This is a genomic window from Roseiarcus sp. (assembly GCF_049514155.1).
Taxonomy (GTDB): Bacteria; Pseudomonadota; Alphaproteobacteria; order Rhizobiales; family Beijerinckiaceae; genus Roseiarcus.
Genome location: NZ_JBEKVH010000098.1, coordinates 1 through 14,996 on the forward strand (window position 1 = coordinate 1; position 14,996 = coordinate 14,996).

Below are 14,996 nucleotides of genomic sequence, written 5' to 3' on the forward strand. Positions count from 1 at the left end.
AACGGCAGCGGCGCCGCTTCGTAGACGCCGCGGGCGATCGCGCGCGCGAGGCATTCGGCGGCGAGCGCGCCGATCTCGGCGAGGTCGCGCAGATCGGGCGCGCGATCGGCGCGCGCCGTCGAGGCGGCGAAGACGACGTCGCCGTCGGAGGGCGCGTGCGCCGGCCGCAGCGCCAGCGCGAAGCCGGCGGTCGCCATCGTCGCCAGCCGCGTCGCCTGCGCCTTGTCGAGCGGGGCGTCGGTGGCGACGACGGCGAGCGTGGTGTTGGCCGGCGCGTCGCGCTTCAGCGCGAAGACGAGCGCGTCGTCCGACGGCGCGCCTTCGCCGAGCCCGCCGAATTCGGCCCCGCGCTCGTAAGCCGCGGCCCAGAAGCGCGGCGAGGACCCGCGCGTCGCCTTGCCCGCTGCGTTGACCGCGGCGAGCGCGCCGACGACGAAGCCTTTTGACGAAACCGCGCTCGCCGAGCCGAGCCCGCCCTTGAGGTCGCAGGTCGTCGCGCCGCAGCCGGCGCCGACGCTGCCGAGCGTGAAGTCCAGGCCCGCGCTTTCCGCCGCCGCCCAGCCGAGATCGAAATAGGGCGAGCGGCGGCCCCAGCCCTTGTCGCCGCCATTGTCGAGGTCGAACAAAGCCGCGCCGGGGACGATCGGCGCCCGCGCCGCGCCGATGGCGACGCCGCGCCCTCGCGCATGCAGCCAGGCGATCGCGCCGCCCGGCGCGTCGAGGCCGAACACCGAGCCGCCGGAGAGGACGAAGGCGTCGACCCGCGCGACCGTCATCTCCGGCGCGAGCAGCCCGGTGTCGCGTAGCGCCGGCGAGCCGCCGGGAACGGCGAAGCCCGCCGTCGCCGGCGCGTCGAACACGATTGCGGTCGTTCCCGACGCGAGCCGCGCCTCATGCGCGTTGCCGACCTTGAGGCCGGGGACGTCGGTGAGGAGATTTTTCATCGCTGCGCGCCTTTCCCGGCCGGGGACTAGCATTTTCGCAAGGCCTGGGGGAGCCCTCGCCCCTTAACGCGCGCCGCCGCGGCAGGTAGAGTTCGCCGATGTCGCCAACGCTCGCGTTCCCGCCATGCTGAATGGCACGACCGTCCTTCTCGCCTCGCTCGGCTATGTCGGCTTCCTGTTCGCCGTCGCCTGGTGGGGCGATCACGGCGGGCGGCGCTTCGTCATCGGCCGCCACCGCGCGCTGGTCTATTCGCTGAGCCTGGCGATCTACTGCACCTCGTGGACCTATTACGGCTCGGTGGGGCTGGCCTCCACCCAAGGCTTCGATTTCCTGCCGATCTACATCGGGCCGATCCTGGTGGTCGGCCTCGGCTATCGCCTGATCGGCCGCATCGGCGACTTGTCGCGCGCGCAGAACCTGACCACGGTGGCCGACTTCGTCTCCGCCCGCTACGGCAAGTCGCAGGCGGCGGCGGCGCTCGCCGCGCTGATCGCGCTGACCGCCTCCGCGCCCTATATCGCGCTGCAGCTCAAGTCGATCACTCAGACGATGCTGATGGTGGTCGATTCGTTCGAATTCGGGCGGCTGACGCCCGGCGCGCCGACCGCCGCCTTCGACCTCGCCGTCACCTTTCTGCTCGCCGCCTTCGCCATGGCGTTCGGCACGCGGCGGATCGATCCGACCGAGCATCAGGACGGGCTGATCCTGGCGATCTCGGTCGAGTCGGTGGTCAAGCTCGTCGCCTTCCTCGCCGTCGGGGCCTTCGTCGTCTGGGGGTTGTTCGGCGGCCTCGGCGCGCTGTTTCACGCCGGCGCGGCCGAGCCGCGCATCGCCGCGGTGATGCGCGCGCCGCCCGACCCCGCCAACTGGCTGACGACGACGCTGCTGTCGGCGCTGGCGATCCTGCTGCTGCCCCGCCAGTTCCACGTCAGCGTGGTCGAGAGCCGCGGTCGCGCCGACATCGCCCGCGCCGCCTGGCTGTTCCCGATCTATCTCGTCCTGATCAACCTGTTCGTCGCGCCGCTGGCGATCGCCGGCCTGCTGACCTTCCCCGACGGCGCGATCGACCGCGACCTCACCGTGCTGGCGCTGCCGCTCAACGCCGGCGCGCATATGCTCGCGCTGACCACCATGCTCGGCGGCCTGTCGGCGGCGACCGGCATGGTGGTGGTCGACAGCGTCGCGCTGGCGATCACCGTCTCCAACGATCTCGTCATGCCGATCCTGCTGCGCGGCCGGGCCGCGCAGGGCGACGCAGCGGCGGCGGGCGAGATCGGCAAGCGCGTGCTCACCGTGCGCCGCCTCGCCATTCTCGGCGTGCTGACGCTCGGCTATTTCTACGCGCGGCTGACCGGCGCGGCGGCGCTCGCTTCGATCGGCCTGCTGTCCTTCGCCGCGGTGGCGCAGATCGGCCCGGCCTTCCTCGGCGGGCTCGTCTGGCGGCGCGGCACCTCGCGCGGCGCGGTCGTCGGGATGTCGGCGGGCCTGGCGGCGTGGTTCTACCTGCTGCTGCTGCCCTCGCTCAACGGCGAGGGCGCTCTGTCGGAATTCCTCGCCAACGGGCCGCTCGGCTTCGCCTGGCTGCGTCCGGCCGCGTTGACCGGCTTCTCGGCCTATCCGCTGGTCGGCGGCGTCGTGCTGTCGCTCGGCCTCAACATCCTCGCCTTCGTCGTCGCCTCGCTGACGCGCAAGGCGACGCCGCTCGAACGGATGCAGGCGACCGCTTTCGTCGGCGCCGCGCCGAGCGGCAAGCCGCAGGCGTTCCGGCTGTGGCGCGCCTCGACCACGACCGGCGAGCTCGAGGCGACGGTCGCGCGCTATCTCGGCGCGGAACGAGCGCAGCGCGCGTTCGAGACGTTCCAGCGCGAGCGCGGGCTCGACCTCACGCCGGCCAAAGAGGCCGACGCGCATCTGATCCGTCACGCCGAGCACCTGCTGTCGCCGGCGATCGGCGCCTCGACCTCGCGTCTGGTCCTGTCGCTGCTGCTGCGTCGTCGCGCCATGTCGGGCAAGTCGGCGCTGAAGCTGCTCGACGACGCGTCGGCGGCGATCCAGTCGAGCCGCGACCAGTTGCAGCACGCCCTCGACCACGCGCGCCAGGGCATCACCGTGTTCGACAACAATCTCGCGCTCACCGCCTGGAACCGCGAGTTCGCCGACCTCTTCGCCCTGCCGCCGTCGAAGATGCGGGTTGGCGTCGGCCTCGACGAGATCGTCCGCTTCAACGCCGCGCGCGGCGCCTACGGCCCGGGCCGCACCGATGATCTGGTCGCCGAGCGGCTCGAGAGCCTGCTCAATCACGAGGAGCCGATCCGCCTCAGGCTCCATCCCTCGCTCAGGGTGCTGGAGATCCGCTCGGCGCGCCTGCCCGACGGCGGCATCGTCACCACCTACACCGACGTCACCCAGACGGTGCTGGCCGAAGAAGATCTCGCCGCGACCAACGAACGGCTGGAGCGCCGGGTGCGCGAGCGCACCGCCGATCTTGAACGGCTCAACGGCGAACTCGCCAGCGCCAAGACTGCGGCGGAGGAAGCGAACCTCTCCAAGACGCGCTTCCTCGCCGCCGCCGGCCACGACATCTTGCAGCCGCTCAACGCGGCGCGGCTCTACGCCAGTTCGCTGTCGGAGGTCGCCGCCCACGGCGCCGTCGAGGAGCGCGTCGCGCTGGTGCGCAACGTCGACCTTTCGCTCGAAGCGGTCGAGGAGATCCTCTCGGCGCTGCTCGACATCTCCCGCCTTGACGCCGGCGCGACGCGGCCGCAAATCGCCGATTTCGCGATCGCCGACGTGTTCCGTCAGCTCGAGATCGAGTTCGCGCCGACGGCGCGCGCCAAGGGACTGACGCTGCGGTTCGAGCCTTCGTCGGCAGTCGTGCGCTCCGACCGGCGGCTGATGCGCCGCCTGCTGCAGAACCTCGTCTCCAACGCGCTCAAATACACGCCCAAAGGCCGCGTTGTGGTCGGCTGTCGGCGCCTCGTCGGCGGTCAGGTGCGGATCGAAGTGTGGGACACCGGCCTCGGCATTCCCGCCAACCAGCAGCGGTTGGTGTTCGAGGAGTTCCAGCGGCTCGAGCAGGGGGCGCGGGCGGCGCGCGGCCTCGGCCTCGGCCTGTCGATCGTCGAACGGCTCGGACGCGTGCTCGGCCACCCGATCGCGGTGCGCTCGTGGCCGGGCCGCGGCTCGGTGTTCTCGGTCGCCGCGCCGCGCGGCGCGATCGGCGTCGCGCCCGCCGCCGAGCCGGGCGCGCCGGAGCCGCACGTCGCCCCCGACGCGCTGATGGGCCTGCGCGTGCTGGCGATCGACAACGAGCCGCGCGTGCTCGACGGCATGCGCGCGCTGCTGACCAAATGGGGCTGCAAGGTCGCGATCGCGCTTGACCTGCGCGAAGCGCGCGCGGCGCTGGCGACGCTCGACGGCCTGCCCGATGCGATCGTCGCCGACTACCATCTCGACGAAGGCGACGGCCTCAGCGCGATCGCCGCGCTGCGCCATCAGCTCGGCGAGCGCACGCCGGCGATCCTCGCCACCGCCGACCGCAGCGTCGAAGTGCGCGAAGCGGCGGCGCGCGCCGACGTCGCCTTGCTCAACAAGCCGCTGAAGCCCGCCCCCTTGCGCGCCCAACTGCGCCGCTGCCAGGCGCTGCGCGAGGCGGCGGAGTAGGGGGAGTCGCCTTTGGCGTCATGGCCGGGCTTGACCCGGCCATCCAAGCGGATCCTTTGCAGAGAAGGCCGCCGCGAAGGCGTCCCGCCGATCCTTCGTCCGACACTGCCTGGATGGCCGGGTCAAGCCCGGCCATGACGGCGGTCGGGGCCGAATGGAGGACGGCTCTACCCCTCTTCCTTCGCGTCCTTCCCCGCAAATCCCGCCGCCTCGAGCGCGAGGTGGACCTTGTTCTGGAAGCTGGCGTCCTGGCCTTGGGTCAACAAATCGGCGGCGCCCGCGACGGCGTCGCAGACCGCTTCGACCCAGCCCATCTCCGACTTGGCGAAGTTGCCGAGCACGTAGGGATAGACGAGGTCCTTGTCGCCGGGGTGGCCGATGCCCAGCCGCACGCGCTTGTAGTCGTTGCCGACATGGGCGGTGATCGAGCGCAGGCCGTTGTGGCCGGCCGCGCCGCCGCCGACCTTGACCCTGACCTTGCCCGGCGCGAGGTCGAGTTCGTCGTGGACGACAATGATCGACTCGAGGCCGAGCTTGTAGAAGCGCATCGCCTCGCCGACGCTGCGCCCGGATTCGTTCATGTAGGTCTGCGGCAGCAACAGCGCGACGCGCTCGCCGCCGATCGGCCCCTCGGCGATCAGCCCCTGGAAGCGCGAGCGGAACGGGCCGATGCGATGCTCGTCGGCGATGCGCCTCAACGCCATGAAGCCGATGTTGTGGCGATTGCGGGCGTGTTCGGCGCCGGGATTGCCGAGCCCTGCGATGAGCAGCATGTCCCCTCGCGATTTAAAAAAGGCCCGCCCGCCGGGATGGGCGGACGGGCCTGACGCGTTGAAGCGCGCGGCGCGAAGCCGGCGCGTTACTTCTTGCCGGCCGGCTTGGCCGGCGCGGCGGCGCCCTTGGCCGGCGCGGCGGCGGCGCCCTTGGCCGGGGCGGCGGCGGCGGCGCCGGCGGCCGGGGCCGCGGCGCCGGCGGCGGCCGCAGGCGCGCCCTCGGCGGGAGCGGCGGCGCCAGGCGCGGCGGCCGTCGTCGCGGCGGCGGCGGCGACAGGCGTCTCCTCGGTGAAGATGGTCGGCGGCACCACCGTCACGACGGTGTAGTCGATGCGGGTGTCGGCCGGCTTGCAGCCTTCCGGCAGCTTGAGCGCGGTCACGTGCACCGAATCGTGGAAGTCCAAGCCGGTGAGGTCGACGATGATCGATTCGGGGATCGACTCGGCCGGGACGATCAGCTCGACGCTGTGCAGCACGAGGTTGACCGCGCCGCCCTTCTTGAGGCCGGGCGAAGCGTCGCGGTTGATCACGCGCACCGGCACCGCGATGCGCACGCGCGTGCCCGCCTTGAGGCGGAAGAAGTCGACGTGCATCGGCGTGTCGGTCACCGCGTCGAGCTGGTAGTCGCGCGGCAGCACCCGCTGCTTGCGGCCCTCGATGTCGATCTCGAAGATCGAGGTCAGGAACTGACCGGAATAGATGAACCTGTTGAGGTCTTTGAAGTCGACCGAGATCGGCTCGGCCGGCTCGCCGCCGCCGTAGACGACTCCGGGAACGCGGCCTTCGCGACGAACAGAGCGGGCGGCCCCCTTGCCAATCCCGCTGCGCGTCACGGCCGCGAGCTGCTTGATCGCTGCCATGTCGAATATCCTTTTCGAGCGCGCCACGCCTCCAGGGGTGTCGGAAACGGCGCGAAGCCGGGCTTATAATGGCGCAGCGGCGCGAGGGCAAGACCGACGGATTTCAAGCTGACGCGCCGCCGGCCGGCGCGGGCCGCGTCGGCGCGCCGTCGCGGCCAAGGGAAATAGCCGGCGTTTCCCGCCGCCTCGAAGCCTGTCTGCGTTTTCGGCGTCAACGTCTCGAATCGAAGCGCAACCGGCCGTGAATTCTATTTATTGGAATACGCTCTTGCAATGCGATCGAGTTCCTTGCTGTGAAACAAATCGATGCATTTCATCAAGGTCAGCGATTGGCCGGAAGCGCTTTCGTATGTCTTTGCCAGAAATTGTCTGGCGAGCGATTCGGCCCGTTCGTAGGCCTCGAACGGCAAGCCGCCAAGTTCGGAGTAACCGTCGGCTGCAGCTAAGCTGTCTTTCTTCGCTTCCTCAGACGTATATCCGTCCGCCACGCAGATGCTCAACGCGAAGTTCTTGAGATATTCAACTGGGGAATATTCGACGCGGACCTCGCCGGCGACGGCGTGAGCGGGCATTGAGGCGAAAAGGCAGGCGAAGATGGCGGCGATTCGGGAAAACATATGGAGCCTCAGGCGGGTTTCGCCGGGGATGCGGGACGGATTCCTCCCGCCCGTCGGCGGGGCTGGCGCGCGAGCGCAGGCTACGTTAACTAAACGGCGCGGAACTTGCTTCATAATCGGGGCGATTCCCAGACGGCGCAAGGGATTGCGTCGTAACGGAGCGGCATGATGCTTGAGCGCGACAGGCGCGACAAAGTGCTGATCGTCCTGCACCAGGACCATTCGACGCCGGGCCGAATCGGGGCGATGCTGGCTGAGCGCGGCTTCGCGCTCGACATTCGCCGCCCGAGCCTCGGCGAGCCGCTGCCGGCGACCCTCGCCGAGCACGCCGGCGCGATCGTCTTCGGCGGACCGATGAGCGCCAACGACGACCACCTCGACTGGGTCCGGCGCGAGATCGACTGGCTCGCCGTGCCGCTCAGCGAGGATAAGCCGCTGCTCGGCGTCTGCCTCGGCGCGCAGATGCTCGCCCGCCATTTGGGCGCTGCGGTCTTCACCTATCCCGACAAGCGCAGCGAGATCGGCTATTACCCGATCGCGCCGACGCCGGACGCGGACCGGCTCTGCGCCGCGCCGTTCCCCCGCAGCGTCTATCATTGGCACTGCGACGGCTTCGCGCTGCCGCGCGGCGCGCGGCTGCTGGCGGCGAGCGACGGCGCGTTCCCCAATCAGGCTTTCGCCTTCGGGTCGCGCGCGCTGGCGCTGCAGTTCCATCCCGAGGTCACCTACGCGATGATCTGCCGCTGGACGACGCGCGGGGCCGAGCGGCTCGACCGGCCGGGCGCGCGGCCGCGGTCCGAACAACTCGAGGGCTGGTTCCGCTACGATCGCGCCGTCGCGCTGTGGCTCGCAACGATGCTGCCGGCGTGGCTTGAGGGCGCGCTCGCCCTCGGCGAGACGCGCGAACCGACGCCGCTGGTGCATGCGCCGCGCGGCCGGGGCTCCGCGCCGACGCTTGAATTCGGGACAGGCTTGGCGGCGGCCTCGCCGCGCTGAGGCCCGCCCGCAGCGGCGCGTTCTAGAACAGCGACCCCTGGTCGTCCTTGGCCGCTTTCGGCCTGCCGCGCTTCGCCTGCGGCTCGCCCGCATGCCCGTCGGCGGCGGCGGCGATTTCGCCGTCGGCGAATTGAATTTGCAGCGGCTGGCCGGGCGCGATCGCCGCGGCGCGCAGCAGCGGCGTTCCCTTCGCGTCGCGCACCAGCGCAAAGCCGCGCGCCAGCACGCTGGTGTAGTTGACGGCTTCGAACATGCGCTCGGCTCTCGCCAGGCGCTCGCCGCGTCGGCGCTGCGCTTCGAACAGCGCGCGGCGCAACCGGCCTTCGAGCTGGCCCAGCGAACGCGCGCGCTCTTGCCCGCGGCGGCTTTCGCCCTGCGCCGCGGCGGCGAGCCGGCGCACTGCGGCGACGAGGCGGTCGCCGCGTCGTTCGGTTAGCGTCGCGCCGGCGCGCTTGAGCCGTTGCGCGAGGCCGCGACGGCGCTCGGCGAGGCCGGCGAGCCGCGCCTGCGGCGATTGCCGCGCGAGCCGGCGCGACAGATGGGCGAGCGCCAGCGCGCGCGCGTCGAAGCCCGCCCGCGCCCGCGCATGCAGCGCGACCCGCGCGGCGTCGAGGCGCTGGCGCGGCGCGGCGAGGATCGCTTCGCCCGACGGCAGCGCGCGCGCCAGCGCTCTCAGCTCGGCGCGGCGCCGCTCGGCGAGCCGCAGCGCCGCGCCGGCGAGCCGGCCGGCGAGATCGGCGAGCGTCGCCAGCAGTTCGGCGCGCACCGGCACGCTCAACTCCGCTGCGGCGGTCGGCGTCGGCGCGCGCAGATCGGCGGCGTGGTCGATCAAGGTCCAATCGGTCTCGTGGCCGACGGCGGAGACGAGCGGGATTTCGCTCTCCGCCGCCGCGCGCACGACGATTTCCTCGTTGAAACTCCACAGGTCCTCGAGCGAGCCGCCGCCGCGGGCGACGATGATGAGGTCGGGCCGCGCAATCGCGCCTCCTGGCGCCAAGGCGTTGAAGCCGCGGATCGCCTGGGCGACCTCGGCGGCCGAAGTCTCGCCCTGCACGCGCACCGGCCACACCAGCACGTGGACGGGAAAGCGGTCGGCGAGGCGGTGCAGGATGTCGCGGATCACCGCCCCGGTCGGCGAGGTGACGACGCCGATGACGCGCGGCAGGTAGGGCGGCAACTGCTTGCGCGCGGCGTCGAACAGCCCCTCTTCGGTCAGCTTGCGCCGCCGCGCCTCGAGCAGCGCCATCAGCGCGCCGACGCCCGCCGGCTCCAGCGATTCGACGATGATCTGATAGGCGGACTTGCCGGGAAAGGTGGTGATCTTGCCGGTGACGACGACCTCGAGCCCTTCCTCGGGCTTGATCCGCATGCGGCCGAACACGCCCTTCCAGATCACCGCGTCGAGGCGGGCGTTGGCATCCTTGAGCGAGAAATAGACGTGGCCGGACGAATGCGGGCCGCGATAGCCGGAGATCTCGCCGCGCACCCGCACGTAGCCGAAGCGGTCCTCGATCGCGCGCTTGAGCGCGCTCGACAGCTCGCTGACCGAGAATTCGGGCGCATTGGCGCCGGGGGCGTCGGAATCGCTCATCGCGGCGACTATGCCCAAGCGGAGCCGCCGCGGCCAGCCGTCTTTCGCCGCCCCTATGGCGCGGCGGCGAAAAAATGCCTACAAGCCCGGCGCGCCGGCGCAAGCGGGCCATGATCTCGCCGCCTTGTCCCGCCATAGGGGCGCCTCGGCCGGCTTTACCTGCAGCGTTGGCGTCTCACGCCCGCGCCGAACGAAGACTGGGGTCAGCAGAGCAGCGGCATGAGCAAGCGCACGATCGAGACCTTCGCCCGTCGCGTCGCCCTCGGACTGGTTTTGGCGGTGGCGGTCGCCGCCGCCGTCTTCGGCGGTCGCGTCTCCGCCCAGCAACTGAGCGCTGACTGCCAGCGGCTGCGCGAGGCGATCGCCGATGCTTCGCGCGGCGATTCGGGGGCGCAATATCAGGCCGCCGCCGACCGCCAGCGCGCCGAGCTCGACCGCACCGTCGCCTACGCCAAGTCGATCGGCTGCGACCGACGCCAATTCCTGTTCTTCGGCGCGGCGCCGCCGCCCCAATGCGGCGAAATCAACGCCCAGGTCGGCCGCATGCGCGCCAATCTCGACGAGCTGCAGCAGCGCGCCGGCGGCGGCCCCGGCGGACGCGGCGAGCTGATCGCCCGCTTCAACGCCCAGTGCACGACCGCGCAACAGCAGCCGCAGCAGCAGCAGCCGGCCAACTTCCTCGACGCGATCTTCGGCACGATCGCCCACCAGCCCAGCGACGTCCAGACCGTGCCGCTGAACCCCGACCAGCCGGTCGACAACACCGAAGCCGAGGCCGGCTCCAAGGCGGTGTGCGTGCGCGCCTGCGACGGCGCGTTCTTCCCGGTCTCCTATTCGGCGAGCCAGGGACGTCTCGGCGGGCTCGAGGACATGTGCCGCGCGCTCTGCCCCAACGCCGACGTCTCGCTCTACACCTATCCGCCCTCGGGCCAGATCGAGCAGGCGGTGTCGATCACCGGCGCGAAGTACGTGGACATGCCCAACGCGCTCAAATACCGCCAGAGCATCGATCCGACCTGCTCGTGCAAGCGCAAGGGCGAGAGCTGGGCCGACGCGCTCGCCGGCGCCGAAGCCAAGCTCGGGCGCGAATCGAAGGGCGACGTGTTCGTCACGCCGGAAAAGTCGATCGAACTGTCGCGGCCGAAGTTCGACGCCAAGGCCAAGGCCAAGACGCCCGACGCCAAGGCGACGCCGGCTGCTGCGACCGCCGACCCTTCCGTCGACGCGCTGAGCCAGCAGGCGGCGACGATCAGCCGCGAAGCCTCGGGCATCGCCGGCGGCGACGCGCAGACCGGCGCCAAATACGGCGAGGGCCAGGGTCAGACGGTCGAGACCGTCGGCCCCGACGGCGTCAAGCGGAAGGTGCGGATAATCGATCCAACGCTCTGAGGCGGCCGATCAGCGGCAGCAGGGCGGCGAGCTCCGGCCCCGATTCGCGACCGGTCAGCGCCAGCCGCAGCGGGTGGTAGAGGTCGCGACCTTTGCGGCCGGTCCGGGTCTTGAGCGTCGCCGTCCACGCGCTCCAGGTCTTTTCGTCCCACGGCTCTTCCGGCAGACAGGCGACCGCCTCGGCGAGGAAGCCGCGGTCCTCGACGATCGGCGCGATGGCGCCGTGAACGACCCCCCACCACGCCGCCGCTTCGTCCAAACGGGCGAGATTGCCGCGCGTCGCCGTCCAGAACGGCGCGGCGATCGGCCCGGCGACGCCCAGCGCCTCCAGCCGCTCGCGCACGGCGGCGAAGGGCAGGTGATGCAGCACGCGGGCCGACAGCGCCCTGAGCTCGGCTTCGTCGAAACGCGCCGCGGCGCGCGAGATGTCGGCGAGGTCGAAGCTTTCAGCGAGCTCGGCGAGCGAGGCGACCGGCCGCACCGCCTCGGCCGAGCCGACCAGCACCGCCAGCGCCGCGACCGCGAGCGCTTCGACGCCGCTCTCGCGCAAGGAGCGGATCGACAGCGCGCCGCTGCGCTTCGACAGGCCTTCGCCGCCGGCGTCGGTGAGCAAATTGTGGTGGCCGAACGCCGGCGCCGCGGCGGCCAAGGCTTCGAAGATCTGGATCTGCACTGCCGTGTTGGTGACGTGGTCGTCGCCGCGGATGACATGGGTGACGCCGAGGTCGATGTCGTCGACCACCGAGGGCAGCGTGTAGAGGTAGCTGCCGTCCTCGCGCCTGAGCACCGGATCGGAGAGCGAAGCGCAATCGATATGGCTCGAGCCCCGCACCGAATCGTTCCAATGCACCACGCGCGCGTCGAGCTTGAAGCGCCAGTGCGGCTTGCGGCCCTCGGCTTCGAGCGCAGCGCGCTCGGCGTCGGAGAGCTTGAGCGCGGCGCGATCGTAGATCGGCGGGCGGCCGAGCGCCTGCTGGCGCTTGCGCCGGCGGTCGAGCTCCTCGGCCGTCTCGTAAGCGGGATAGAGCCGGCCCGCCCGTTTCAGCTTTTCCGCCGCCGCCTCGTAGAGCGCCATCCGCTCCGACTGGCGGCATGTCAGGTCGGGGACGATGCCGAGCCAGGCGAGGTCGGCCTCGATCGCATCGGCGTATTCGCGCCGCGACCGCTCGAGATCGGTGTCGTCGAAGCGCAGGATGAAACGCCCGCCGGCGCGCAGGGCGTAGAGCCAGTTGATCAGCGCGGTGCGCGCGTTGCCGATATGGATGAACCCGGTCGGCGACGGGGCGAAGCGGACTGTGGGGGGAGCGGCCATGCGCCTTCATAGAAGCGTCGCCAACACCCGGCAATATCGCCCGACCGCCGATTCGCGGCGCAAAACCGTCTGGGGACCCCGATGACGATCTCCGCCCTGGCCGCCGGCGTGGCTGGCGGCGGCCTTGCGCTGCATGTCTTCAGCGCCGCCATCGCCGCCGTCCGCTGCCGCCGCGGCGGCAGGCCGCTTGCCGCGCCGGCCGACGCGCCGCCGGTCGCCATCGTCCAGCCGCTATGCGGCGTCGAGGCGTTTTCGAAAGAGACGCTCGCCTCGATCTTCGCCCTCGACTATCCCGATTACGAAGTCGTTTTCTGCGTCGCCGACGCCGCCGATCCGATCGCGCCGATCGCCCGGCGGGCGATGGCCGCGCATCCCGAGGTTCCCTCCCGCCTGCTGATCGGCGACGACCGCGTCAGCGCCAATCCCAAGCTCAACAATGTCGTCAAGGGCTGGAAGGCGGCGCGGCGCGCATGGATCATTATCGCCGATTCCAACGTGCTCATGCCGCGCGACTATATCCAGCGGCTGATGAGGCGCTGGCGCGACGACACCGGCATCGTCTGCGCCCCGCCGCTCGGCGCGCGGCCCGCGAGCTTCGCCGCCGAGATCGAATGCGGCTTCCTCAACACCTACCAGGCGCGCTGGCAATACGCGGCCGAGGCGCTCGGCTTCGGCTTCGCCCAGGGCAAGACGATGCTGTGGCGGCGCGAGGTCCTCGAGGCGGGCGGCGGCATCGAGGCGCTCGGGGCCGAGATCGCCGAAGACGCCGCTTCGACCAAGCTCGTCCACCGCGCCGGTCTGCGCGCCCATCTTGCCAGCCCGCCGTCGAAGCAGCCGCTCGGCGCCCGGCGCTTGCGCGACGTCTGGGCGCGGCAGGTGCGCTGGGCGCGGCTGAGGCGCGCGACCTTTCCGCTCTATTTCGCGCCCGAGATCGTCACCACGAGTCTGCTGACGCTCGCCGCCGCGGCGATCGCCGGCGATGAGCTTGGCCTGACTGCGCCGGCGGCGGTCATGCTCGCGGCGGCGGTCTGGTATGGCGCCGAAGCGGCGCTTGCCGCCGCCGCCGGCTGGCCGCTGGCCTGGTCGTCGCCCGCCGCCTGGATGGCGCGCGACCTTGCGCTGCCGGCGCTGTGGCTCAGCGGCTGGATGAACGCCCGCTTCGTCTGGCGCGGCAACGTCATGTCGGCCGACGAAGAGACGCTCGCCGCCGAAGGGACCAGCGGCGGCGCCGGCGGCTGAAAGGGCTCGGGCGCGTCAGGCGGCCGATCGCGGCGCGATGCGCGCCAGTTCTTCGCTGAGTTTTTGGGCCTGCACATGCAGGTCGTACTTGGCCTGCATGTTCATGAACCATTGCGGGTCGACGCCGAAGAAACGACCCAGACGCAGGGCGATGTTGGCCGTAATCGCCTGCCGCCCGCGGCAAATTTCGTTGACGCGGCTGCGCGTGACGTGGATCGCCTTGGCGAGCGCATAGACCGACACGCCCATCGGCTCGAGAAATTCCTCGCGCAACACGACGCCGGGATGGGGCATCGGGATCGTCGCAGCCATCGTCATGTCCTCAATGATAGTCGACGAATTCGACATCGAAGGCGTCGCCGTCCCGCCAAACGAAGCAAATTCGCCATTGGTCATTCACGCGAATCGAATGCTGCCCGCGTCGTTCTCCCGACAGCGCCTCCAATCGATTGCCAGGCGGAACCCGCAAGTCTTCGAGACGCGTGACCGTGTCCAACAAGAACAGCCGCGTCACCGCGCGCCGAGCGACATCCGCCGGGACCGAACGCGGCGCTCGACCGGCGGCGAGCGCCTCAGTCCGCTTGTCCTTGAACGACCGGATCATTTGTGGTCGTACACAATTCTAGTACGGTCGGCAAGCGCTCTTGAACCCAATTCCCGCGCGTCCGCGCTTCGTCAAGCCTCGCTGAGCGCCGGATAATCCGTGTAACCCTTCGCGCCGCCGCCGAAGAACGTCGTGCGGTCGGGGGTCGCGAGCTCGGCGCCGCGGCGCAGGCGCTCGACCAGATCGGGATTGGCGATGAACGGTCGGCCGAAGGCGACGAGGTCGACATTGCCGGAGGCAAGCGCAGCGTCGGCCATCTCGCGCGTGTAGCCGTTGTTGGCGATATAGGCGCCGGAGAAGGCGCGCCGCAGCGCCGCCCAGTCGAACGGCGCGATGTTGCGGTCGCCCTGGGTCGCGCCCTCGACGACATGGATGTAGCCGATCTTGCGCTCCGACAGTTTGGCGACGAGATGGCCGAAGATCGCCGCCGGGTTGGAATCGGCGACGTCGTTGGCCGGGCTTGTCGGCGCGATGCGGATGCCGATGCGCGTCGCAGGCCACACCTTGGCGAGCGCGTCGACGATCTCGAGCGCGAAGCGGGCGCGGTTCTCGACCGGGCCGCCATAGGCGTCGGCGCGCTTGTTGGCGCCGTCGCGCAGAAACTGGTCGACGAGATAACCGTTGGCGCCGTGAATTTCCACGCCGTCGAAGCCGGCGCGCTTGGCGTTGGCGCCGGCGTTGGCGAAATCGGCGACGATGCCGGCGATCTCCGCCGTCTCGAGCGCGCGCGGCTCGGAGACCTCGGCGAAGCCGCTGTCGATGAAGGTGCGGGTGTTGGCGCGGATCGCCGAAGGCGCGACCGGCGCGCCGCCGTTCGGCTGCAGCGAAACATGCGAGACGCGGCCGACGTGCCAGAGCTGGGCGAAGATGCGGCCGCCGGCTTCATGGACGGCGTCGGTCGTCCGTCTCCAGCCCTCGACCTGTTTATCGGTGTAGAGGCCGGGCGTCCAGACATAGCCCTGGCCCTGCCGGCTGATCTGCGTGCCTTCGGAGACGATCAACCCGGC

At 70.9% G+C, this 14,996-nt stretch carries 13 protein-coding genes; 4 read left to right on the forward strand and 9 right to left on the reverse strand.

The window, feature by feature from the left end; genetic code table 11:
- The coding region (locus ABSF49_RS14135; protein ID WP_424113295.1) for a P1 family peptidase at positions 1–944 on the reverse strand (944 nt) is incomplete at its 3' end.
- 124 nt (positions 945–1,068) lie between these two features.
- Between ABSF49_RS14135 and ABSF49_RS14140 the strand changes: the two genes are divergently transcribed.
- Positions 1,069–4,608: a hybrid sensor histidine kinase/response regulator gene (locus ABSF49_RS14140; protein ID WP_424113296.1), complete on the forward strand. Its 3,540-nt coding sequence runs from the start codon at positions 1,069–1,071 to the stop codon at positions 4,606–4,608.
- 167 nt (positions 4,609–4,775) lie between these two features.
- Here ABSF49_RS14140 and pth read toward each other — a convergent pair whose 3' ends face one another.
- From pth to ABSF49_RS14155, 3 genes are all read right to left on the reverse strand, one after another.
- Positions 4,776–5,381: an aminoacyl-tRNA hydrolase gene (gene pth, locus ABSF49_RS14145; protein WP_424113297.1), complete on the reverse strand. Its 606-nt coding sequence runs from the start codon at positions 5,379–5,381 to the stop codon at positions 4,776–4,778.
- A gap of 86 nt (positions 5,382–5,467) precedes the next feature.
- Complete coding sequence (locus tag ABSF49_RS14150) at positions 5,468–6,241, reverse strand: 50S ribosomal protein L25/general stress protein Ctc (RefSeq protein ID WP_424113298.1); 774 nt, start codon at positions 6,239–6,241, stop codon at positions 5,468–5,470.
- 248 nt (positions 6,242–6,489) lie between these two features.
- Complete coding sequence (locus ABSF49_RS14155) at positions 6,490–6,972, reverse strand: T6SS amidase immunity protein Tai4 family protein (RefSeq protein ID WP_424113299.1); 483 nt, start codon at positions 6,970–6,972, stop codon at positions 6,490–6,492.
- A 54-nt stretch (positions 6,973–7,026) separates the two neighbouring features.
- On the opposite strand from ABSF49_RS14155, the gene ABSF49_RS14160 reads away from it, so the two are divergent.
- On the forward strand, positions 7,027–7,854 hold the full coding sequence (locus ABSF49_RS14160; RefSeq protein WP_424113300.1) for a glutamine amidotransferase: 828 nt from the start codon (positions 7,027–7,029) through the stop codon (positions 7,852–7,854).
- 22 nt (positions 7,855–7,876) lie between these two features.
- Here ABSF49_RS14160 and xseA read toward each other — a convergent pair whose 3' ends face one another.
- Positions 7,877–9,445 (reverse strand): exodeoxyribonuclease VII large subunit, encoded by a 1,569-nt coding sequence (gene xseA / locus ABSF49_RS14165; protein WP_424113301.1) that lies wholly within the window; start codon positions 9,443–9,445, stop codon positions 7,877–7,879.
- A gap of 219 nt (positions 9,446–9,664) precedes the next feature.
- Here xseA and ABSF49_RS14170 point away from each other — a divergent pair, with 219 nt between their 5' ends.
- Positions 9,665–10,834: a DUF2865 domain-containing protein gene (locus ABSF49_RS14170; RefSeq protein WP_424113302.1), complete on the forward strand. Its 1,170-nt coding sequence runs from the start codon at positions 9,665–9,667 to the stop codon at positions 10,832–10,834.
- Here the strand turns inward: ABSF49_RS14170 and gltX are convergent.
- Positions 10,797–12,146: a glutamate--tRNA ligase gene (gene gltX, locus ABSF49_RS14175; protein WP_424113303.1), complete on the reverse strand. Its 1,350-nt coding sequence runs from the start codon at positions 12,144–12,146 to the stop codon at positions 10,797–10,799. The two genes, ABSF49_RS14170 and gltX, sit on opposite strands and share 38 nt — an antisense overlap.
- An 81-nt stretch (positions 12,147–12,227) precedes the next feature.
- On the opposite strand from gltX, the gene ABSF49_RS14180 reads away from it, so the two are divergent.
- Positions 12,228–13,385, forward strand: a complete 1,158-nt coding sequence (locus tag ABSF49_RS14180; RefSeq protein ID WP_424113304.1) for a ceramide glucosyltransferase — start codon at positions 12,228–12,230, stop codon at positions 13,383–13,385.
- 15 nt (positions 13,386–13,400) lie between these two features.
- Here ABSF49_RS14180 and ABSF49_RS14185 read toward each other — a convergent pair whose 3' ends face one another.
- The 3 genes from ABSF49_RS14185 to ABSF49_RS14195 all read right to left on the reverse strand — a co-directional run.
- Complete coding sequence (locus ABSF49_RS14185) at positions 13,401–13,697, reverse strand: HigA family addiction module antitoxin (protein ID WP_424113305.1); 297 nt, start codon at positions 13,695–13,697, stop codon at positions 13,401–13,403.
- A gap of 10 nt (positions 13,698–13,707) precedes the next feature.
- Positions 13,708–13,989 carry a type II toxin-antitoxin system RelE/ParE family toxin gene (locus tag ABSF49_RS14190; RefSeq protein WP_424113306.1) on the reverse strand — a complete coding sequence of 94 codons (282 nt, stop codon included), beginning with the start codon at positions 13,987–13,989 and terminating at the stop codon, positions 13,708–13,710.
- Between the two features lie 71 nt (positions 13,990–14,060).
- On the reverse strand, positions 14,061–14,996 hold a 936-nt coding region (locus ABSF49_RS14195; protein ID WP_424113307.1), incomplete at its 5' end, for an alkene reductase.

Coding starts and splice junctions, on each gene's coding strand:
- ABSF49_RS14140 (WP_424113296.1), top strand. CDS start 1,069: ATGCTGAATGGCACGACCGTCCTTCTCGCCTCGCTCGGCTATGTCGGC.
- pth (WP_424113297.1), bottom strand. CDS start 5,381: ATGCTGCTCATCGCAGGGCTCGGCAATCCCGGCGCCGAACACGCCCGC.
- ABSF49_RS14155 (WP_424113299.1), bottom strand. CDS start 6,972: ATGAAGCAAGTTCCGCGCCGTTTAGTTAACGTAGCCTGCGCTCGCGCG.
- xseA (WP_424113301.1), bottom strand. CDS start 9,445: ATGAGCGATTCCGACGCCCCCGGCGCCAATGCGCCCGAATTCTCGGTC.
- gltX (WP_424113303.1), bottom strand. CDS start 12,146: ATGGCCGCTCCCCCCACAGTCCGCTTCGCCCCGTCGCCGACCGGGTTC.
- ABSF49_RS14190 (WP_424113306.1), bottom strand. CDS start 13,989: ATGATCCGGTCGTTCAAGGACAAGCGGACTGAGGCGCTCGCCGCCGGT.
- ABSF49_RS14180 (WP_424113304.1), top strand. CDS start 12,228: ATGACGATCTCCGCCCTGGCCGCCGGCGTGGCTGGCGGCGGCCTTGCG.
- ABSF49_RS14150 (WP_424113298.1), bottom strand. CDS start 6,241: ATGGCAGCGATCAAGCAGCTCGCGGCCGTGACGCGCAGCGGGATTGGC.
- ABSF49_RS14185 (WP_424113305.1), bottom strand. CDS start 13,697: ATGGCTGCGACGATCCCGATGCCCCATCCCGGCGTCGTGTTGCGCGAG.
- ABSF49_RS14170 (WP_424113302.1), top strand. CDS start 9,665: ATGAGCAAGCGCACGATCGAGACCTTCGCCCGTCGCGTCGCCCTCGGA.
- ABSF49_RS14160 (WP_424113300.1), top strand. CDS start 7,027: ATGCTTGAGCGCGACAGGCGCGACAAAGTGCTGATCGTCCTGCACCAG.